The following is a 21,214-nucleotide window of genomic DNA, read 5'->3' on the forward strand; positions in this document are numbered from 1 at the left end:
GTCTTCTGTACTCCATTAATCTTTATGAGCGGTTACACAAATTTCAATACATTTTGAATATTAAATACTAGCCTGTTAGCCCCGGTATGCGTAAAGTTTGCCGTATTTTGTGGGTTTAATCGATCTGGTTCAGCTGACCGAGAGCAATCCAAAGTGCGCAGTGCTGATCAGCAATGAGGGTAGCTGTAATCGATGGCTAGTAATAAAGAATTAGGTTAAAAATCTTTTCCCAATAATTTGAAGCTTCTTATATAACTCCTTATGCTCCTTGATATCAATATGTTTGTCTAATGCTACTACTTCAAAAGTTCCTCTTCTTTTCGTGACATGAAACTTTGCTCGGAAGCCATTGAAGCCGTTTAGTAAGACCGATATAAAACCCGTACTCTTTGCAACTTCTACGGAGTACCACGATTGCGTACCGTCTTTACCGGAAATGGTCATTTGCAGATTTTCTTTCATAAGTCTTGATTTGGTGGAGCAAATTTACGAATTTACTACGGATAGCCTTTACGGTTTTCCTGAACTATTGATTTATATCAATAGCTAATGGCGAAATTTAATGATTTTTTGGAATGAGGATGCCGAGGGTAATTTACGCTCGGATTGTAGCTAGCGGAAGGAAAGATCCTCAACATAGCGTACCGAAATAGATTTTTTTCCGGTAATAGATGTGCATTATCCGGTTTTGTTCGTCGTTGGGTAACGGATATGAATAAAATTTTGTGTATCTTTGTAACCTCATACATAACTGGGGTCGACCGGAATTGACAGGATAGCGATGGTTATGTAAGCATGCAGTGCATTGTTAGTCTAGCACTATAATCTGAACTTTCAACTTTATAATTGGCGAAGAAAACTACGCCTTAGCTGCCTAAGTTAGACTTAGCATAGCTATTTGTCCCGCTGGATCCTGTTCTTTGGTTTAGCAATCGGGGCATCGAACGATAGAACTGGCTGATGTGATTTTACTAAGCATCGGTAAGAAACAGTAAATACGGAGCATGGTATAGGTAAGCGACTCACCTTCCACCTCCCGACAATTAAAGAGAAGCTAAGCATGTAGAAAGCGTAAATCATACTATGTTTGGACGAGGGTTCGAATCCCTCCGGCTCCACAAAAAAGAGACATCGAATAGATGTCTTTTTTTGTGCCCAGAGGATTCGAACTTGTGCTGGGAAGGGTTCGAACAATCTCTTTGCGGACTGGAGTCTGGCGCTGTGGGACGCAAAATATCCCTCCGGCTCCACAAATAAAAGCTCAACTTTCGTTGGGCTTTTGGTATTTACAAACCATGTTGTCTTTATCTTGAACTAAATAACACATAACGGAACTCTATTTAGAACTGCTCGAGCGTTAGTTTATAAGCAGTTTTAATGCCCTAAAGTCAGTCGGTTACGGTAAACCGTAGTGAATTAAACTTCACAACGTATTTATTTGCAATTCACAAATAAATAATCTTATGGCAAAGACAGCTGCATTCCATTCTGTTAAACAGAATGTTTACCACGACAACACAGCTTGTACGGAAGGTAACAACATTGAGAGCGAAAATCGCAGATCAGGTACTGGTGGGAAACCGAAATGTTCTCATTGCGCTCGACTTACATAGAGCGTTATTTTACAGTCTCCTATTAATAGGAGACTGTATTACAACTTTTCACCGAAAAATATCTTTTTTATTACATCCAGCTTTATCTCTATATAACATTACTCATTAAGATCTTCTCTCGACAAAAATTTCATCGTATTTATTCAAACATTTCTATTATCTAAGAAGGATAACAGCGCGATCAAGCTTCCATCTGGAATCCCGCCAACTCCACAAAAAAGAGACATCGAATAGATGTCTTTTTTTGTGCCCAGAGGCTTCGAACTTGTGCTGGGATGGGTTCGAACAATTTCTTTGCGGCCTGAGTGCGGGATTGTGGGACGCAAAATATCCCTCCGGTTTTGTAAAGTCAACGCTGCAACAGATAATCACGTATAGAAAACGAGACTGCGTCATTTTCTATCGAAAACGGTTTATTCCTGTTAAGAAATATCTGGGGATCAATAACGGCGAAACATTATATTCGTTCAAGCACACTAGGTGCATCTATTTAGCCGAAGATGGCGAAAAGCTTCACAATATCATTAAACTGACACGACGGAGGACACTTGCTGAGCTCATGGATTATTTGAAAGATATGGGCGTAATCCTCGGTGATGAGATCAAGTTTAAAAGCAGGAGTATTTGACAAGGAGGCAAAAAGGCCACCCAGGCCGCAATTAAATTAGCTAACGAAATTTATAATAAGAAAGTATGCCCATAGACTACAAACAATATCATCCTTAATGGAAGCTTATTAGCAGATTGATACGATTCAAGCGCGCTAAAAACCGTTGTGAGCTTTGCGATGCTGAAAACTACCAACCTCATCCGGTTACAGGTAGCAAGGTGGTACTGACAGTAGCGCATATGGATCACGACAAAACGAATAACCGCTTCTGTAATTTGAAAGCATTGTGTCAACGATGCCACTTGAATCATGACCTTCCTCAGCACATTGAAAACCGGAGGTACGGTAGGAATTGGAAGGTTAATCAGACGAGATTGGATATTTGATATAAGAACCAATAGTTTAATAAAACGAAGTTACACATGATTTAAAAAATGGAAAGGTAGCCAAGTTCGACCTTGACTACCTTCTGCGGGGGGAGGGGGATTCGAACCCCCGGATCAATTTCTCGATCAACAGGTTTTCAATCTGCCGCATTCGACCACTCTGCCATCCCTGACAATCTATATTTTCATTCTCAGCGATGATTTTGCAAAGATAACGTAATTTTGATATATTCATTAAAATTACGTTGTAGCTATAATGCTAAAAAATCTATTTTGTAAGTAATTAGGCATAAAAAAAGGGAGTGTTACCTCCCCATAAAAGTTAAAACTTGATTTTAATATCAATTTCTACACCTTTTAATACTTCCTTAACGAAGTAATAAGCAGCTACTAAAAGCGAGATTTCTGTCATAATATATTAAATTATGCGAAATGGCACCATTGCCAGTCGCTTCTATGCAGAGTGTGTCTTTCGACACAGCGTCTTTATATCAGCAATGTCATAGTAGCTAAAGCAAATATAGCTAATTATCAGACTGGTGCAAATTAATGTTAGAAACAAAGGAAGGCCTACTGGCCATAGGTTTCAAACATTGATTTGAAAAAGGCTAGCATTATCTGCTAGCCTTATATTTTACAGAAGAAACTTGATATACTCTGTCTTCTTCAACACAGATGAATTCGAAATAGCGATTTAAAACTTTTAATTCCCGATGTGTGTCTTTGTGGTTTCCAGCGAAATAATATGATGAAAAGTCAAATGTAGCACCATGCCAACTTTTATCCGGTTCAAATGCATCAATTTCTATGTCATACATATACTTTTCAATGTATATATCTCCAAAATCCATCGGGCGCTTTTTGCCTTGCGGATAGGTGTTTAAATATTTTTTCATGCCACAAACATAATCGCGAAATCTACGATTCTCAAAATAAATGTAAAATAGTTAGTTATGGCTTTCCGTAAACATCTAACATTAAAAAATCACATCTTACCCCCATGACATTTACACGCATATCTATAACAGATCGATTACCGACTGCCGATCATTTCAGGCATCCACTCGATACTGTCCTATTCTACGTTGTCAATGGCGTAAAGTTCCTGTTTGGTAAGAGCAAAGTACTCTCAACTTCTAAAGAGGAATGGATCGACAAAGGCTTTGTTAACTGGATGGAAGAAACCGAATAAAGCACACTGCCTATTACTTCCTACCACCGCCATATGCCTGCCTTATTTCACTCACATCAAGCCAAAGCAAATCACGACCGGCCACTATACTTATTGGCACATAAGCGCCGATCGGTTCTTCGGATTCGTTTATTTCGTCACCGGCCTCGCAGTCACTCATGATCTTAGCGGTGAAGATGGTATCCGGATCAGAAAATGTTAGGTCTGCCACTAGCGCGACTATCCCATGCCGTTTGAAAAAATCGGCAGCTTCCGCACCTGACACCTGCGTGGTATCTGCTATGACACTATCGAAGCTCGCAAGTTCGGCATCGGCATCATCAGGATAGCGCTCACGAAGAAAGGCTTCGTAAAGTTCTTTATTACCCGTTCTTATTGCTTCGTTACGGATAATCATTCGCTCTGGACTAAAGCTGAAGTGAAATTGATCCGGAAATTCCCAATTGTATATCTTCCTTAGCTCTTCCATCTCAGATATGGAGCAAAAATGCCAATCATCGTAATGCTCTAACAATAGCGGATCACCATCGCTATCCAGCACAATAGCAGTTGTGCAATACTTATTACTTGACTGAAAAAATGCTACGCCAATCGGCTTTCCTCTATAGCTTACCAATGCGTATTCCGAAATAGGAATATCGAAAGAGTTATACTTCACTTTAATACTATCCCCAAATTTGACCAGTAATTCCCTGTTCATTAGTCAAATCTAAAGGATTATTTATCGAATTACATTAAATTGAAATTAGAGAATTAGGGTAAGCGATTGCATTAAATGAGACAATCGTTTGTGTGTAAAATATTGGAACAAATTTGTTACTTTACAATTTCATAGTAGATAACTTCTTCCCCCAGGAGTCCTTTCCCTTCGGATAAACGCGAAGGGGGTTACTAAAAAAATAATTTTTGACTGATTTTTTATAATAGTGAAAGGTGTCTAATTAGGGCATCTTTATACTTTAAGTTTGAACACAATTGTTACAAATAATAAAATTCAAAAATATATGAACGATCAAAAACAAGTGATATATTAGGGAATTAATTTACCAAAATGATATTATGAAAAAGAACCTATTATTATTGCTGGCCGCAGGGCTAGCGCTTACTGCTTGCGAAAAGGAAAACGAGCCAAATTCTATTGAGAAAAATACCAATTTAGAGATGATCAGTATTAAAGGAAATTTATACCCCAAAGATTCCATTATGGTAGAATTTTCAAAAGGCCTTGGCATGGACACGAAGGAATTTGATTTCGAGCAGGATCGAGAATTGTTCGTGTTAAAAAACTATTACTTAGAGCTAACTCCAGAAACATACCTAATCCTAAAATAAAGATGAGAAAACCTTTTATTTTCCTGTTATTCAGTATTTTGATAAATTCAAGGATGGCGCAAGCGCAAACTTCCTTCGAGGATGTAACTAACACCCGAACAACTTTTCTTACGTCATTTTTTGAAACAATTCCTGGATACGAAAGAAGACAATTTATAATGCCAGATGACGGCAATGAGCTAACATATCACGGAATCACTGGTTTCACCCGAACTCCAGAATTGATTCCTTACGCCGTGCAAATTATAGCGACTCTTGTTTACACTGATTTATCTAGGACAAATATTTTAGCGGAAGGGCTCCCTATAACTCTCAACTACCTAGATTTTGCTGCACCAGAAGGAAATGCGACTGTCAGTAAAGGTAAAAGTATTGGCATAACCATACCTGCAACTGTCAACAAAGTTGATGGGTATTTCATGACAAAATACCAAGTTCAACTTCTTCCAAATGGAGCCTGGTCAAATTTTATGTATTCAACAGAAGAACAATCTGTTCCTATTTTCGCTTCATCTAGAATTACCGGACCAAATGCTATCTGTAGCGATGGAGTATTCACTATAACTAACCCTAGAACGGTAACATTGGAGAACGCCAGCGGAGTAGCGACCCTGACTGCCTTAGAAAATAATCAATGGAAGGTTACACGAATTGGCAATGGAAGCGGTAAAGTGCAACTAAAATCGGCTGTGGGATCAAAAGTTTATGTGAAAGACATTAATGTCGGCACGCCTCCTTCCGTATTAAACGGACCATCAATAATAAGAACCAATGGATTGTTTAACTTTTCAATAAGTGAAAGCACAATAGGAGCGAGTATCGAATACACTGTAATGGCTCCGAATGGCGTTGAGTTCACCCCAATAGACGACAAGAACTTCACGCTGAATGTCACAACTACAAGCACGGGCGGTTCTACTCTGATGGTTCGAGTTACGATCAAAACCACAAATAGTTGCGGAACAAGTCAGTATGTAAAAAATATAGGCATACAGATATAGCGTCGCTTAAAACTAAAACAAGAGTTAAAAATCCCACCGAACAAGTGGGATTTCTTGTTGTACCTTCGCGCATGACGATCCCCGAGCTCAAATCATTCTTCGAAGGCAAGACCTTCACGCCCCCAATCCAGATTAGCCCTGACCAAATAGTAGAAGATCCAGTGCAATTTCTCCATACCCAATTCATTATGGTTGATCAATGGTCAGACAAAAAGCCGCGGGATAGATGCCCTGCTTATTTGAGGTTGATGAAGTTTTGGGAGGTGGTGAGGTAGATCGCCGTGCGACAATCCATAAGTAGGAGTTTAAAAAAAATAAAAAATATTTTATAGTCCGTCATTCATATTTTAAACCACTTTTGCGCTCATTTCTGTACCAAGTACACCGGAGATCGTATCTTTAAGCAATATGATCGCCTTGAGCCTAAAATTTGGTTTAAAACAAATTTTTAAAGGTGAATCGATAAGTAACTTTGTTCGCTAAGGTGTGACCCTCCGATTTGTGAGCGGAATTTTGTATAATAAATTATAAAACTTATAATTGCATCAGTCTATTTTTAAGAGGGGTGCAAAGGTAAAAACCAAAGACTAGCAAACAAAAGATTCTTTACACTAATTTTAAACTTTTTGTGGGAAACTTGGTTAAAATAAAAAACTGAATATAACTTTAAATACTTATGAGCGTTACACTAGATGTAAAAGAAACCAATATTTCTGATCTGTGGGAAATCCAACCCTCGAGAGAAGGTAAGTATACGGAGAATGATGTAATAGATGCTTTTTTGAAAGGCAAAAAAACTGGACTAGAAAGTTATCAACGTACGTTAGTAAAAGCTCTTAATGAAAATGTTGACAAATGTGGATCTTACACAGAACAGATTTTGCATCATTTAAAAGAACTTGGCATCGAATCTAAAGACTCCTTCCTTCGAATAAATAAATTTGATCTATTTAACGTCTTAATATGTGTATCTGAAAGAGACTTCTTGAAGGAAGAATTTTTTAGTGTTTACGATTTTGTTACGGATTTTGAGGACGAGAAGAACACCTCCGATAATACATTTGCAATTCAGTTTTCATTTTTAGACTTTCAGACTGACTATTGTATTAATACGATAAACAGTGATGGTTACATCTTAAAATTCAAGAAATAGTAATGAGATTTGAACACGGGGAGCACAACGAGTCTTTATGCGATCATTTGCTTACAAATACTCCTGGAAAATTTAACGACTGGGTAGTAACAACGGCTTTCTACGCTTGCATTCATTTTGTGGAACACAAAATTTTCCCCTCCACAATCGATAGTGAAGATTTTGAAAATTTCGAAAATTATTGTGACGTTCAGCATAATAAGGTCAAAAATCCTTTATCAAAACACGCGTTGAAAGCTGAACTAGTAAAAAAACGTATTCCCTCAATAAGCTCTCAATATCGTTGGCTGAAAGAGGCCTGTATGAATTCTAGATACACCAATTATTCAGTATCAGATGAAAAGGCACGAAACAGCAACCTAATAATGAAAAAAATAAAAGAGGCTTGCAGTAAAGATAGGGCTAAAGCTGCTTAGGCTAATAAACACCATTGTATTACAAAAAAGTCGAGATTATATATCATAATTCTTTTCTGTAATACATCCACGGAATGACTATTTAATTTAAATAATTCACATCTTTTTCCCTCTACCAAAAAGCCACCAAGCTAACCCAATCACTACCAGCAATATAGCAATCGCCCCGCCTATCCAATTCCACAGGATCCCTGTGCCGCTTGGCTGCGAATTGCTCACCGAAGTGGATGACTTCTCACTACGCCTGTGCTCGCTCGTCACAGCAACCTGCTTTTCCTGCTTTTGCTGTTGATTTCCCTCTTTGTTAGTTGTCTGATCCTTATTTTCGGTAATCTTCTCTTTTTCCGTTTTGGAGGTCGTCTCCCCTGGCTGATAAAATTGGACGCGCAAAGTACCTTTCAATGTATCTACAATCATGTTGACCAGCAATCCTGCGCTATCCTTAATAAAGTTATCACCATGCTTTAAATCTTTTTGGTTTACTGTAGCATCGAGTTTGGTTGCTGGTTTGGTTGTAATGGTAGTCGTCTCGCGCTCGGTTAAGATAGTTCCTTTATTAACCGTTTGTATCTTGACTTCTACGGAAGAAGTCGAAGTGGACAATGCTACGCTATCTCGTTTAACCACTTCTTTCAGTTCGTGCGATTGCTTTTGCTTATTCTTTCGCAGCACTCCACAGGAAGCAAAGGTCATTACTATAACGACAAGTGCCAATAATTTACTTACATTTTTCATCGATCACCGTATTAATGTGCTCTAAACTAAAAACCAAGCTGTCAGCGTTTTTACTCAAATCGTCTTGAGGGTTGCCGACATCAATGTCGGCAACTTCCGGTAGCGCTCGCTGTTATACGACGATGTTGCCACACCGAGTGACAACACCGATATCAATATCAATCTTCTTTTCATGGCAACTTATCGTTGATGTTTTTAAACGTTGAATCAGCCTTTTGCTTTATCGTATCTACTTTCTCGGCAATAGGCTGAATTTGGTTCGTAATTTCTGCTTTGTTCTGTAGTCGAACTTTTCCAATTATACGATCGTAGAGCACGTCCTTGTCTTTTAGCCTGTCATCTTGGATTTGAAAAACCATTCTTGCAAGCCATATGATCCCCCCAAGCATAATTGCCATTATACCCGTTACCAGTCCAGTTCTCAATTTACCTGTGAAGCCGAGCATCTTCAGCTCTTTTTCTTGCTTACTTTCTTCTGGCATTGTTTCTCTTTATTGAAATATTAACCGGTGTTATACTGATAAACGATTATGAAGAAGGCAACGCAAAAAGCCAATGTTAGGACGATATGTATTATAGGAGCTTAACATGCACGCATGACTGTTGCATAAAATTCCTGGCATTGTTTTAGGTAAGTAATTGCGCCATCACCAACATAAACGACATTATTAACGGCATTATTATTGGTAAGTACCCATCAATAAACAAATTATAAGACGTATGAATATATTGAGTAAATTATCTATAGTTATTTTTTGTCTATTATCGGTAGCTGCCTGCAGTAAGGGTGATGAGGAAAGTAGTACGGGCGGTTCGAGAATTAAAAACTTTGGGAATAAAGAACAGGTTGTTGCGGCAGTTGGTACGTTCGTACAGGGCTACACAGAAGGGGGAATAAATAATACTATTTTCTACATGGGCGAAGACTACCCAACTGATATTGCCGGTACGTATTATAATATCCCATTTAACCGTGAGGCAGCAGGTTACCGGTATTCTAAAGAAGTAATGGGCCGTACCACCTCAACGTACGAAAGCTATGAATATGTCACTTCTGAAACCGCTTTTAAAGGATATATAGAGGTTTTGGATAATAGACTCAGTAACGATGCCTATAGCAATGTGCGAATAGCAAAATCTCCTCATAATAATGATCGATCGCAGACATTCATTGCGCATATCGATTTAAAAGAAAGATACGATAAGGCGCAAATCCTGATGTTGCATACGATACGAAGCGGTTTTGAAGGTGATCCGAACAATGCGCTTCCGGCGGTCGATGATAACACAGCAGTAACGCACCTACTCGCACAGTTAGAGGCACTTTGATTGAGGACACTGGACGAAAGATGATGTACACGTCATTGTTCCTAACGACGGAGCTAAACAAATGCCAAAAGGTCTCGAGCAAACATGGAGAAAGGAGATCGGGATATAGGACCACGCTTTTACATAGAGCAGTTTGTGTAAAATAAAGATATAATGAAAGCGGTAAAGGTATTGATCAAAAAATGACGACAGTTATCATGCGCATACAACAACCCTACCTACCATCAATAGGTATGGTTGAAACGGTCGGCATACCTAGTGGGAGTTACGGCTATGGTTGATTCTATCGATCAATGCAAGAGCGAACGTAACGAGTGCGGCTAATACAATTATATATTCAGGGAGCTTCTCCATATAATCAAGATTAAGTGACTATGCTTTTGTGCAATTTACATACCAAAATATTACGGCCATACGCCCATTGTATGGACACCCTATTTTAAGACAAACCATTTGAATATAGAGTAGATACATAAATTGCATTTTACGGTAATCCGTAAAATTTGTAAAAGTTTGATTCATACCTTTCACTCACGGAAGAAGCGTTATTAAGAATGACTCAAGCTCCCCCCCTGAGAATCTATAAGATAAGCAATAAAATTACCCACCCTTGTATGAAGAGCATGGTAGATGATTTAATACAAAAAGATATATCATTTGCTGCAAATAAGAGTCTGCAATCAATTTTTGGCATTGACGGAAGTTATGATCTTGTTTTCGATCAGTCTACTACATTATCGAATTCGACCCATGGAACAGCTGCTACTACCGGAGGATATTGGGATAATGATCAAATAGTGGATCTAACAGTAGAAATAAAATTAAATTTAAACACTTTAGCGGGATCCAGCCGGGAATATATAGCTTTGGTTATTATAGACGAGGCTACACATGCATTTCTTTATTCTCAGGGATTTGTTAAAAATTCCACTATATTTCACCATGAGCACATGTGGGTAAATTATACCGATCTTATTTCAGATTATTTAACGACGAACTATAATACACCTGCTGCAGACGCTTATGCAATGGCAACAGAAGGTTTGCGAGAGACTTTTGGCTCTCGACTTTGCGAAGGTATTTATCAAGCAGTTACGAACCGTAAAAATGATCCGAGTAAAGACAGAGCAGAATTGGCAGCTAAATATAGAAAAGGCAATAAGGTGACATCTTGCAGTACTCCATAAATTAAGTTATGAAAAAAATACATATTTCAGTAACAGTAGTAATGTTATTGGCTTCTTGTTCTGTGAACCACAATAAACAAAAAAAAGTTGAAGGCGGATATTCTACAGACTATAGCAAGCAACGTTCAGTACCTAAAGACAGTGTAGAAGTTGAAATTCATATATTCAATGCGGAGGATAACAGTGCTGTGAATTTAGACGGGTCTCAATTTTCATTGAATGAACACGCAAACAAAGTAATCGATGAGAATAAATGTGTAGCAACCTTTGCTGTTAGAGAAGTCCCTTCAATAATATTCTTGCGCGTACGTCGACCAGAAGATAAATGGCCTATGTACTTTAAAATAGAAAAAGCGAAGCTCAAGAAAAATAATAAAGTTTTCTTTAAAGGGTATTTGGAGAATAATACGGGTGCTATCTTATAATTTTAAAATCAACATAAACGGCTGAAAAGAACTAATGATAAAAACACATACTCACTAACTTATATAACACTAATCACAGATATCCACTACGTTGAAGACTCTATTAGGAAACTCTGTTGCTGCAATAATTGCGAAATTTTCATGTCAAAATACCAAATTACAAGCCTTCATTTGAAATGATACATAATAGCGATCCAATGATTTCAGGTTATGGTACAACGGCTGCCGGTGATCCGGTAATCTACTTGAATAGCAACGAACCGACTATCGCTCACGTACCTGACATAGCTATTGTAGCGACTATGCTGCACGAAGCGATTCACGCATACTTACTCGTGTATGATAAAAATGATCCGTCCGCAGCGAAATTGAAATATCCCGAATTATTTACTAACTATCAAAAAAATGAGCGTAACTTTAATAAAACTCATCATACTATTATGGCGAGAGATTTTATATCAGATTTAGCAAAGGCTTTAAAAAGCTTTGGAGAGGCTAATAAATACGATATAGATAAGCAGGTCTACGACGATTTAGCATGGAAAGGGTTAACGAATGGCGATGCAGAAGGTTTCAACTCGTTGAGTGAAACGGATAAATACCGAATTAATAGAAGAATACTTGCTGAGCAATACGGCATTCCAAAAGATGAAATAAACATAGAACAAGTTGGAAAAGCTTTAGGTTGCAAGTAATTTCTTAATTGATGTTATGTTAAATTTACAAACATCAGAGTTTATAAAAGGATATATAAGGAGCTTAAATCCATTGTGAATCGTATAGAGAGAAAAAATTATCAGAAGAATAATAGCGGAACGATATGAAAATTCAGACACAACTAACATCAGACTACATAGTAAAAAACTGGAGTGCTAAAATAATAATACTGGCATTTGCACTCGTTTCATGTCGATCTAACAAATACTCAAATGATTTGCCAAGTATTGATCAATATAATGGAAGTAGCTATACACAAAAGGGATTTGATCACGCAGAAACTGGCGATTCAGCCATTGTATCCGGTCGAATTAGATATTTTGGCAGCGAGAAACCCATTTCCGAAGCTCGAATTGTCTTCATAAATATTCGAAAGGATACGGTGATCAGCGTTAAAACTGATAAAAACGGGAAATTTAAGGGAGGCCTGTCATTTCTAGGTTTCAGCGGAAAGGCAGTTGTCGCCCGTCGAGATATTTTCTTTGAGATTCCTAATATTACAATTTATCCAATTTATAAAAATTATTCGATTGACATTAAAATCCCTAGACCTCTGGAGATAATTAGTCCGGATAAATATTCAAAGAAAGATATGAAAGAATTATCAAAGTATTTTAAAGAACAGAAAAAAGCTAAATAAAAGACTTAAAAAACTGAAGGTTAGATACGATAAAATCCCACCTAACACGTGGGATTTTTTGTTATACCTTCGCGCTTGACAGTACCCGAGCTTAAAGCATTCTTTTAAGGCAAGACCTTCACCCCTCCAATCCAGATCAGCCCTGACCAAATAGTAGAAGATCCAGTGCAATTTCTACATACACAATTTATAATGGTTGATCAATGGTTTTTGGAAAGAAAAGTCTCCCAAGAAACTTCTTATAGATAATCTTGCACAAGATTATCAAAAACAGTTTCCAAATTTGTTATCCAATACCATCTCTAAGGTAAGGGCGAGATATCCCAAGCTAGACATATGTAGATATACATATTTTATTTCAGAAGATCGTTGTTTCACATTTGAGATTCATTTACCAGATTCGGTAACGGTCATATTCGCCATTAGCATCTTTGCGTATTTTCTGGCTTGGAGAAATGATGTTTATCAAAGTGGTTTTGAAAAATATATTTCAAAAGGAGATTCCCCTGTATTGGATAGTATATTTAACGAAGTAATAAATCCGGAAGTAAACAACATGCTGGAATGGGCATCGAAGGAATTTCTTGCTCAAGAAATTGATAAATTTAATCTTGAAAGAATCCTAGGGATCGGCGACTCTCCCATATATGTAGCAAATCTTTTAAGTAGATTTCATTAGGTAAATAAAATAATTTTTTGCCTTCATAAATGATCAATATTGGAATGACCTAAAGAGTCATACGCTATCGCAATACTACCCCCAACGTAATCAGCAATTCCCTGTACATCAACCGGAAACCATATTTATTTTAGCGTGTTAGGTCCGAAACGAAATTAAAGTTGGAATTACAAGCGGTTGCACATTTTGAGCAAACGTTTGCGTTTAAAATAAGTGACGAATTATTGAAACAAATCTGTTACTTTACATCATCTTTAAATAGTAGGTCACTCCCTCCCCGGGAATACCGCCCCCCTTCCAGTAAATGCGAAGGGGGTTCTTAAATGAATAATTTTGGTTGATCGTTTACATAGGCTTAGGGTCGTCGGATTCGACATTTTTTTACTAAATAAACATTATTGCATGGAGTAAATTCAAAATGTTATGAAAAATAATGAACATTCTCAATTACCACCGACTCCCTTACCATAAAAGTAAGGTATGGTGAGGTGGCTACTGCAACGACATTCCTAAAATATCGCCTAACAAATGGGATTTTTAGCGATACCTTTACGCGTCACAATCCCCGAGCTAAAATCGTTCTTTATCCTCTTTCTTCGCATCATTTTGCCATACAGCGGCCAACTCTTCATCTGTCCAATACAAAAGTTCTTCAAGCAGCAAAACATTATCATGTTGAGTATCCAGCCGGTTCAGCCGATTCCATAAATGTCCAAAGCTTCGGTGCGGCACAGCGTCCATTAGTATAGTATATCCTTGAGAAATCCATTTAAATACCTGCTCCCTCGTCAATCCCTGCATAACCATTTCGTACCAGGCGAGACTTTCAGCAATCAATTGCGGATAATCCTTTAACGATCCTTTGATCAAGGATCTCCCCTCTTCTATAGCACCCGTGGAGCGTGCTACCACCACAGCTTGTGTCCTGATATGCTCTAAAATAGCGATGTTCATACCTTTTTCCCGTTTCTCGATAAATAACATTTTTAATAATCAAATATAATATTAATTACTAATATTTTTAGTAAAATTGCATTATGATTCCGCTCGAAGTCCATCTAAAAGAAAAAGTGCTGCACATTGCATATACGACAAAAGACAAACCTTTTGGCGGTAAGGAAATTACATTGTTGGGAAAGAATGGCGTGTCTATCTATATTTTTCGAAAGGAAATGGGTTTTTGGAAACTAACCTACGGCGAATTGTCCGAAGACCTACGTGAAGCATGTATTGATGCGATTATACTCCGCTTTGACCAAGCCGTGGCAGAAATATGCTATCACGAGGGCATGAGGCTGGTTGTCGAGATAAGACCTAAGCCTAAACGATTATGGCATGTATTTATCAATGACGCGTATGCTGCTAGCATCAGGCATGATGGCAGAAACTGGGAATTTCATTTTGATGAGCAATCCTTCCTCGATAATAACCGAATGACTAAATATGTCGGCATGATAGCAATGGGTAAAATTAGGTGGATCGATCGGGACGGACGTGGGTAGATGCGTTTTTAGTAGCCTACACGCATTTTATGTAGCAACATCGATGTGCCATATAAGGACACTTCAACTGCCGAAAACAGATAAACTATTAAAAGCGATCAAAAGATAGTATGATGGGCATAGATTGGCAAGGAAATTGTAAATTCTATACCCAGAAGCCCTTCCCAGGGGCACTATTTCATAAGCAGGCTCTCCATGGTGACATGGAGGGTCATTGAAAATTATTCAATGGCGCACGACTCAAGCCCAACGGCACTCCACTTTTTTATCGAACAACGATATATTTCAAGAAAATATTCAAATGTATTTGCTTGAATAAAAATTAAGACTTAACTTCAAAACATAATACCGCATTTGCTATGAAATAGGAATATAATACCTAAAATTCCAAAAATGAATGTTGAAAAACTGCTTATGAAAATGTTCTGGGAGAACGATTAGTTGATGATCCCTTCGTCACCCGGCGGGGGGATTATTTTATCTTTGTTTATATCAACCTCAATCCAAAACTTCGTAGTTGGTAAAAAAACCAACAGACGGCAGTTTACAAATAAAATCTAGAAATAGTTACATGGCAAATAAATCGCTCCAATGCTGAGCGCATTCCGTCATCCGGAAAGCAATTGACCTGTGTAATAAAAAAATCCCAGAACATTCATCTAAGCATACAGCACGCTATTGTCGCATATTTAGTAATTTAGAATTCGAACACAGGATATAAAAAACACATATGGACTGGAAAAACATCCTACGCAGTCACATCGAGCGCAAGGTAGACCTCGCTGATGAGCAGTTTGATTACATCGCATCGTTCTTCAAACCCATGTCATTCCGAAAGAAAGACAAATTAATACGGCCAGGTGAGCCTGTTCACTTTGAATACTTTGTTTTGAATGGATGCCTTTCAACCTATGTTATAAACGACCAACAAAAGACGCACATCTTACAGTTTGCTATGCGCACCTGGTGGGCATCAGACTACAACGCGCTTTACAATCAGGGGCAAGCCTCATTACATGTCGATTGCGTGAGCGATGCCGAGGTATTGTGTTTAGCCAATGAGGATCGCGAGAAACTGTGTCGAGAGTTGCATAGTATGGAGAGCTTCTTTAGGTGGCGATCCAATGGCGGCTACGTAAGCTTACAGCGACGAATACTATCTCTGTTGAATAACGACGCACAAAGCAGGTACGAGGAGCTGATGCAGCAATACCCAGAGCTCTACAACCTAGTTCCCAAGCATTTGATTGCTGCATATTTGGGTGTCTCGCGCGAAACCCTAAGTCGATTTCAAAGCCATTAACACCGTGACTTAGATCACAAAATCTTTCCATTCAACGATTGTGATCTAGATCACCTATACTATTTGCTGCAAATGCGCAACTTTGTTTTGTATAAACAAGTAAATAATAGCAAAATGGAAAATCAACATGTAAAAGTATTATTTGTCTTAACCTCGCACGAAGAGCTGGGTAATACTGGATTGAAAACCGGATTTTGGGTCGAAGAGTTTGCCGCGCCCTACTATGCGCTGGCTGATGCCGGTGTAGAGATCAGCATAACCTCGCCAAAAGGAGGCCAGCCGCCTATCGATCCCAAAAGTGCGCTCCCAGAATTCCAGACGGAGGCCACCAAGCGCTTTGATGACGACAAGGTATTGCAGGAAAAGCTTGCCAATACGTCCCGCCTAAGCACGGAGAACCAAGAGGACTACGATGCCGTATTTTATCCGGGCGGCCATGGACCACTTTGGGATCTCACCAACGATCAAGCATCCATAAAACTTATCGAAGCGTTTTGGAAAAACGGCAAGCCGATCGCCGCGGTATGCCATGCACCGGGCGTCTTGCGATTCGTTAAAGACAGCGCTGGAAACGCCCTCGTCCAAGGCAAAAACGTAACTGGATTTTCCAATACCGAAGAGGCGGCCGTCGAGCTGACCGATATTGTCCCGTACCTCGTTGAAGACGAATTAAAGAATTTGGGTGCCCGCTACAGCAAGGGAGAAGACTGGGGAAGCTATGTGCTGGTCGATGGGAAACTAATTACCGGACAAAATCCAGCCTCATCGGAAGAGACAGCCAAAAAACTTATGGAGCTGCTTCGGAACAGCTAATTCAACCCAGGCCTCGATGAAAAGAGGCTATCCCACAAAATGGCACACAGCGCATCTAAGTTTCAGGGCAGCGTCGCCGGTGCTGCTTCCTTTCCACGATGAAGCGCTGTTTGGATGGCGAAGACATACTGCAAAAGCATACAAGGGGCTGTTCGAACACCGATGTGGTGTTCGAACAGCCCCTTGCAGAAAAGTATCTCCGTGAAGTTCGGTGCTCGCTAGGTGCAGTGGTTAATGTGCATGGTCGCTACCGGCATGGATTTCAAACTTCAGTTCCAGGATATCGGTACCCGGAAAAGCAGTTTTGTAATCCGAACGGTTCCAATCCACACGCTCTACCTTAGCCTTGACACCAGGTTCTAACTTCCGAAGGATAAACGAAACCTTCTTGGTTGCGCCTTCGTTTTGATGTCCCGCCGTGAAATAAGATACAATACCCGTCATCTCATACTTACCGTTGACGGCCGTTCCATCCACATAGGTGGATTCCCGGGGCTGAAATATGGCACCCGTTTCATTCGACGTATTCGGATTTAAAACAAAATCTCCACCAATAAGGAATGCTTTGTAAAGATCAGCAGTTGCTTTATTCGTGATAAATTGGTTCTGCACTTCCGCACCTTCGTAATTCCAAGCTTTTAGTTCTACTTTGTAAGCCGCGTCAGACGCTAAATGGATATGGCCATTTTGCGTAGCATTCCCCTCCGCATCGAACTGGATGACTAACTTCTCCCCTTCGGTCCCACCGTCGAGCCCGTGAAAATGATCGCCATGTGCTTCTACCGACTCGCCGCTGACTTCGGTAAGCGTTAGCGTGGAACGCTCGATACCTTCTTTGAGCGGTTCAATCTCATTGCCATCCTTACAGGAGCTGGCGACACCCGTAAGAAATGTAATCGCTAACAGGGCCACGGCCAATCTTTGTAGTTGTTTGTTTTTCATGTTGTCTTATCGTTATGATTTATGTAGAGTTGATTCCCATTACTTCGCTATTGCTTCCCATCAAACCCCAAAAACAAACCTTCAAACGCAACAATATTGCAAAAATAGGTAAATCAATTTTTAAATGCAATAATATTGCATTTAAAAGTTTAATAACGGTAACTATCCACATCCCGAGCGCTACACTGCTAACGTGGTGTCAAAAATGGTCGTATCCGTTCAGCATGTCAAAAAGTCTTTTCACCCTTCTTTATTGCAGCTTCGCCCACTTTTCATATGATGAAGAGACCGCGAACGCTACCTTTGCGCAAAAAGTTTCGAACGAAAGAACGATAGCACGCTCTTTCATCCGGCGCAGCCGAGCTACCAAGGTTTTGATGTGTCTGATTGTTGTAGTGAACAGAATTTGGATAATATGCCGCAAGGCACATGATATGTAAACAGGTGTTGACGATGAATTACGATTTAGTATTAGCAGAAATGGAAGACTTTATTGGTCTTTTTTTTGACAAGCATGCGCATCAGTCACATGCCTTCCACAACCGCGCTCATTTGGATGAGGTTGTAGCGGCTGTCGAAGAAATTGCAGATTTTTATAAATTGGCTGCCGAGCATCGATTCATTTTAAAAAGCGCGGCCTACTTTCATGATATAGCTTACATTGCCGAGGGACCGGATGGTCACGAATGGAAAAGTGCCAGAATGGCCAAGGAGTTTCTCGCCTCCTTTTCACTCCCCACCCCTGTGGTGCAAAGCGTTGAAAATTGCATTATGGCGACCCGCAATAAACAACATCCAAACACATTCCTGGAAGCTATTTTATGCGATGCTGATCTTGTGCATATAGGAAAGGAAAATTTCGAAGAGTGCAATCTGAACAGGTATGTCGAGATTTTAAATCTTCGCCATCGAGAATTTGATAGTGGAGTATGGATGGCTATTTCGCTGCATTTCCTGCAGCAGCATCAGTTCTATACCCACTATGTAAGGGCCAAGTATGAAAGCGGCAAGCAAAAAAACATCAGATCCTTGAAACAAAAATTGCAATACGATACCGTGTAACCGCTCAGCAAATCGCGCTTTAATTTACGATACATTTCTAACGTAAACAACGCCCACTATAGTAAGAGCGAGCGGTGTTTTCTAATCTTTTAAGCGGATACGCCACCAACGATGGCCATAATTTGATCGAGATCGAAAGGTTTCGCAATAAAGATATCGGCCCCGGCATCCATGGCCACCTGCTCGCCATCCCTGCTTGCAGACATGCAGGCTACATAGACATTTTCAAGCGTTGGGTCGCTCTTGATCTTGCGTATCAGTAAATCGCCGGAAACAACCGGCATCCATAAATCGACAAGCACAACCTGCGGCTGTATTCGCTTGATGCTATCGTATGCATATAAACTGTTATTCTCCACGACCACACTGTAATCCGCCAATTCAAAAACCATTTCCAACATCTCTGTTATCCCCCGATCATCATCGCAGATAAAAATCTTATTAATCGCCATCAATTCTCTATTTTTCGGTATGTGGTAGAATAAAACTAAATGTAGCGCCCTCACCCGCATCGCTGTCTACCCAAATGGTACCGCCGTGCTGCGTGATGATTTGCTCGCTAATGTAAAGGCCAACGCCTAGCCCTGCAAATTTTTTCTGGATACTATCTACCCGGTAAAATCTGTCAAATACTTTCTTCTGATCTTCCATATTGATACCAAATCCGAAATCTTTTACGGAAAATTTGATATGGTTTTTCAAGGTAGAAAGATAAACCTCGACCCGATCTTTACCAGGCGAATATTTAATAGCGTTTGAAATTAAATTACCAACAACTTGGCTTATATGCGTTTCATCGCCGTCATATTGCGCATTGGTTTCTCCGCGGAGCACGACTTTATGCGAGTCACTATTTAACTGAATATTCTCAATAGTATCCCGCACCATCTTATCGAAGTCGAATGTATCGTGGTGGATATCCAATTTCCCAGACTGTATCTTCGAAACGTCCAGTAGCTCTGCGATCAGCTTTTGTAACCGTTCTATCTGATTGTCGGACTTCTCAATAATATCGGTTAGTTTTGGATTATTCTCGGGCATAAACCGTTTGATCAGTTGCATATAGCCTTTCACCGCCGTCAACGGCGTTTTCAGCTCGTGGCTTGCGATAGAAAGAAAATCATCTTTCCGTTTTTCGATAGCGCGACGATCTGTTACATCTTCAATCGCTAATAAAATTCGATCCTTGAACTTGCCCTGCAGTTCAACGCGGTGGGCATTCAACATCATGATTTTGTGCCCGATGTGCGGAAATTTGTGCTCCACTTCAAAACCGAGCACGGGGTTGCTAGACGGCAACACCTCTTCAAGAAGATTTTTCAACTTTGCAATATCCCACTGTCTGTTTCCCAGATCATAGAGGCGTAGGCCAATAGTTTCAGAACGAGTGACTTTAAAGGTCCGTAAAAACGCTTCGTTGACCGTCAGCACATTCAGGTTTGGATCCAATACCACTAAACTTTCTCGAATAGTTTCCACAATACTATTGAGATACTCTTCACTCATGCGTAGATTCTCCGTACGTTCTGCAACTTTACGTTCGATGGATTCCTTTTCGACAACAAGCTGCTCTTCTACTTTCTTTCGCGCTGTAATGTTGTTTTGTACACCGATAAAATGCGTTACCTCGCCTTTTGCATTCGTAATGGGCGAAATATATAACTCGTTCCAGAACAAGTCATTTTTCTTGGTGTAATTCCGGATTTCAATCCGGATATCCTCACCGTCCTGCAAAGCTTGCCTGATCTGCTCGCGCGCTTCCTGCGACCGATCCCGCCCTTGAAGAAACCTACAGTTATGTCCGATGATTTCGGTAGTGTTATAACCGGTAATCGTTTCAAATGCTTTGTTATGATAAATGATAGGGTTGTCAGGTAGGCGATTGTCCGTAATGATGATGCCTGTCGAACTAGCATCCAAAGCCGCATAAATCAAGGATGTCATCTCTGGATCATCGAAATACGCACTATTTTTTAGAGGATTGTCTGTCATTTTAAACTATCGTGAAAAGGCTTTTAAACTATTAACAACTAGTTGGCCTCAAGTAATAACCCTTGAGGCGAGAAATAGTTTAGGTAACAGCGGTATTTTCCCACAAACACTTTATTCAAAAAAATTTGATATTTAAGAAAGTTTTGTTTTCAAAAATATTAAAAAATATGATATTGTTATTGCCT

Annotated in this window: 25 protein-coding genes and 1 other RNA gene; 17 read left to right on the forward strand and 9 right to left on the reverse strand. The window is 39.5% G+C overall.

The window, feature by feature from the left end:
* Window positions 1-210 precede the first annotated feature (210 nt).
* Window positions 211-462, reverse strand: coding sequence for a hypothetical protein (locus B0I21_RS14470; protein ID WP_133641201.1), 252 nt, complete (start codon window positions 460-462; stop codon window positions 211-213).
* A 291-nt stretch (window positions 463-753) separates the two neighbouring features.
* Here B0I21_RS14470 and ssrA point away from each other — a divergent pair.
* Window positions 754-1,121: a transfer-messenger RNA gene (gene ssrA / locus B0I21_RS14475) on the forward strand.
* 2,102 nt (window positions 1,122-3,223) lie between these two features.
* On the opposite strand, the gene B0I21_RS14490 is transcribed toward ssrA, so the two are convergent.
* Window positions 3,224-3,505 (reverse strand): hypothetical protein, encoded by a 282-nt coding sequence (locus tag B0I21_RS14490; RefSeq protein ID WP_133641202.1) that lies wholly within the window; start codon window positions 3,503-3,505, stop codon window positions 3,224-3,226.
* A gap of 104 nt (window positions 3,506-3,609) precedes the next feature.
* Between B0I21_RS14490 and B0I21_RS14495 the strand changes: the two genes are divergently transcribed.
* Window positions 3,610-3,801 (forward strand): hypothetical protein, encoded by a 192-nt coding sequence (locus tag B0I21_RS14495; RefSeq protein WP_133641203.1) that lies wholly within the window; start codon window positions 3,610-3,612, stop codon window positions 3,799-3,801.
* 13 nt (window positions 3,802-3,814) lie between these two features.
* Here the strand turns inward: B0I21_RS14495 and B0I21_RS14500 are convergent, their stop codons facing one another.
* Window positions 3,815-4,501 carry a hypothetical protein gene (locus B0I21_RS14500; protein WP_133641204.1) on the reverse strand — a complete coding sequence of 229 codons (687 nt, stop codon included), beginning with the start codon at window positions 4,499-4,501 and terminating at the stop codon, window positions 3,815-3,817.
* Window positions 4,502-4,860: 359 nt separating this feature from the next.
* On the opposite strand from B0I21_RS14500, the gene B0I21_RS14505 reads away from it, so the two are divergent.
* The 5 genes from B0I21_RS14505 to B0I21_RS14520 all read left to right on the forward strand — a co-directional run bounded on the left by B0I21_RS14505 (window position 4,861) and on the right by B0I21_RS14520 (window position 7,703).
* Window positions 4,861-5,133: a hypothetical protein gene (locus B0I21_RS14505; RefSeq protein WP_133641205.1), complete on the forward strand. Its 273-nt coding sequence runs from the start codon at window positions 4,861-4,863 to the stop codon at window positions 5,131-5,133.
* Window positions 5,134-5,135: 2 nt separating this feature from the next.
* The gene (locus B0I21_RS14510) at window positions 5,136-6,134 is read left to right on the forward strand and encodes a hypothetical protein (protein WP_133641206.1); all 999 of its coding nucleotides are present in this window, start codon (window positions 5,136-5,138) and stop codon (window positions 6,132-6,134) included.
* 71 nt (window positions 6,135-6,205) lie between these two features.
* Entirely contained in the window at window positions 6,206-6,409 is a 204-nt protein-coding gene (locus B0I21_RS20590; protein WP_394346362.1) for a DUF6965 family protein, read from the forward strand.
* Window positions 6,410-6,810: 401 nt separating this feature from the next.
* Window positions 6,811-7,287 (forward strand): hypothetical protein, encoded by a 477-nt coding sequence (locus B0I21_RS14515; protein WP_133641207.1) that lies wholly within the window; start codon window positions 6,811-6,813, stop codon window positions 7,285-7,287.
* A 2-nt stretch (window positions 7,288-7,289) separates the two neighbouring features.
* On the forward strand, window positions 7,290-7,703 hold the full coding sequence (locus tag B0I21_RS14520) for a hypothetical protein (RefSeq protein ID WP_133641208.1): 414 nt from the start codon (window positions 7,290-7,292) through the stop codon (window positions 7,701-7,703).
* Window positions 7,704-7,799: 96 nt separating this feature from the next.
* Here the strand turns inward: B0I21_RS14520 and B0I21_RS14525 are convergent, their stop codons facing one another.
* Window positions 7,800-8,438: a hypothetical protein gene (locus B0I21_RS14525; RefSeq protein WP_133641209.1), complete on the reverse strand. Its 639-nt coding sequence runs from the start codon at window positions 8,436-8,438 to the stop codon at window positions 7,800-7,802.
* 170 nt (window positions 8,439-8,608) lie between these two features.
* Window positions 8,609-8,920, reverse strand: coding sequence for a hypothetical protein (locus B0I21_RS14530; protein ID WP_133641210.1), 312 nt, complete (start codon window positions 8,918-8,920; stop codon window positions 8,609-8,611).
* Window positions 8,921-9,158: 238 nt separating this feature from the next.
* Here B0I21_RS14530 and B0I21_RS14535 point away from each other — a divergent pair, with 238 nt between their 5' ends.
* The 6 genes from B0I21_RS14535 (at window position 9,159) to B0I21_RS14560 (ending at window position 13,415) form a co-directional block, all read left to right on the forward strand.
* On the forward strand, window positions 9,159-9,767 hold the full coding sequence (locus B0I21_RS14535; RefSeq protein ID WP_133641211.1) for a hypothetical protein: 609 nt from the start codon (window positions 9,159-9,161) through the stop codon (window positions 9,765-9,767).
* A gap of 614 nt (window positions 9,768-10,381) precedes the next feature.
* Window positions 10,382-10,954 (forward strand): hypothetical protein, encoded by a 573-nt coding sequence (locus B0I21_RS14540; RefSeq protein WP_133641212.1) that lies wholly within the window; start codon window positions 10,382-10,384, stop codon window positions 10,952-10,954.
* A gap of 8 nt (window positions 10,955-10,962) precedes the next feature.
* Entirely contained in the window at window positions 10,963-11,379 is a 417-nt protein-coding gene (locus B0I21_RS14545; protein ID WP_133641213.1) for a hypothetical protein, read from the forward strand.
* Between the two features lie 176 nt (window positions 11,380-11,555).
* Window positions 11,556-12,074 carry a SprT family zinc-dependent metalloprotease gene (locus B0I21_RS14550; protein ID WP_133641214.1) on the forward strand — a complete coding sequence of 173 codons (519 nt, stop codon included), beginning with the start codon at window positions 11,556-11,558 and terminating at the stop codon, window positions 12,072-12,074.
* Between the two features lie 125 nt (window positions 12,075-12,199).
* Window positions 12,200-12,736, forward strand: coding sequence for a carboxypeptidase-like regulatory domain-containing protein (locus tag B0I21_RS14555; RefSeq protein ID WP_133641215.1), 537 nt, complete (start codon window positions 12,200-12,202; stop codon window positions 12,734-12,736).
* 196 nt (window positions 12,737-12,932) lie between these two features.
* Entirely contained in the window at window positions 12,933-13,415 is a 483-nt protein-coding gene (locus tag B0I21_RS14560) for a hypothetical protein (protein WP_133641216.1), read from the forward strand.
* A gap of 570 nt (window positions 13,416-13,985) precedes the next feature.
* Here the strand turns inward: B0I21_RS14560 and B0I21_RS14565 are convergent.
* Window positions 13,986-14,369 (reverse strand): hypothetical protein, encoded by a 384-nt coding sequence (locus B0I21_RS14565; protein ID WP_208292360.1) that lies wholly within the window; start codon window positions 14,367-14,369, stop codon window positions 13,986-13,988.
* Between the two features lie 83 nt (window positions 14,370-14,452).
* Between B0I21_RS14565 and B0I21_RS14570 the strand changes: the two genes are divergently transcribed.
* The 3 genes from B0I21_RS14570 (at window position 14,453) to B0I21_RS14580 (ending at window position 17,033) form a co-directional block, all read left to right on the forward strand.
* Window positions 14,453-14,917: a hypothetical protein gene (locus B0I21_RS14570; protein WP_133641218.1), complete on the forward strand. Its 465-nt coding sequence runs from the start codon at window positions 14,453-14,455 to the stop codon at window positions 14,915-14,917.
* A 730-nt stretch (window positions 14,918-15,647) separates the two neighbouring features.
* The gene (locus tag B0I21_RS14575; RefSeq protein WP_133641219.1) at window positions 15,648-16,220 is read left to right on the forward strand and encodes a Crp/Fnr family transcriptional regulator; all 573 of its coding nucleotides are present in this window, start codon (window positions 15,648-15,650) and stop codon (window positions 16,218-16,220) included.
* Window positions 16,221-16,334: 114 nt separating this feature from the next.
* Entirely contained in the window at window positions 16,335-17,033 is a 699-nt protein-coding gene (locus B0I21_RS14580) for a type 1 glutamine amidotransferase domain-containing protein (RefSeq protein ID WP_133641220.1), read from the forward strand.
* Between the two features lie 231 nt (window positions 17,034-17,264).
* Here B0I21_RS14580 and B0I21_RS14585 read toward each other — a convergent pair whose 3' ends face one another.
* The gene (locus B0I21_RS14585) at window positions 17,265-17,975 is read right to left on the reverse strand and encodes a hypothetical protein (RefSeq protein WP_133641221.1); all 711 of its coding nucleotides are present in this window, start codon (window positions 17,973-17,975) and stop codon (window positions 17,265-17,267) included.
* Between the two features lie 453 nt (window positions 17,976-18,428).
* Here B0I21_RS14585 and B0I21_RS14590 point away from each other — a divergent pair, with 453 nt between their 5' ends.
* Window positions 18,429-19,037, forward strand: coding sequence for an HD domain-containing protein (locus B0I21_RS14590; RefSeq protein ID WP_133641222.1), 609 nt, complete (start codon window positions 18,429-18,431; stop codon window positions 19,035-19,037).
* A gap of 89 nt (window positions 19,038-19,126) precedes the next feature.
* On the opposite strand, the gene B0I21_RS14595 is transcribed toward B0I21_RS14590, so the two are convergent.
* Both B0I21_RS14595 and B0I21_RS14600 read right to left on the reverse strand, forming a co-directional pair.
* Entirely contained in the window at window positions 19,127-19,489 is a 363-nt protein-coding gene (locus B0I21_RS14595) for a response regulator (RefSeq protein WP_166637864.1), read from the reverse strand.
* 7 nt (window positions 19,490-19,496) lie between these two features.
* Window positions 19,497-21,029, reverse strand: a complete 1,533-nt coding sequence (locus B0I21_RS14600) for a PAS domain-containing sensor histidine kinase (RefSeq protein ID WP_133641224.1) — start codon at window positions 21,027-21,029, stop codon at window positions 19,497-19,499.
* Between the last annotated feature and the right edge of the window lie 185 nt (window positions 21,030-21,214).

Origin of the sequence: Sphingobacterium paludis, from assembly GCF_004364125.1 — a bacterium.
Taxonomy (GTDB): domain Bacteria; phylum Bacteroidota; class Bacteroidia; order Sphingobacteriales; family Sphingobacteriaceae; genus Sphingobacterium; species Sphingobacterium paludis.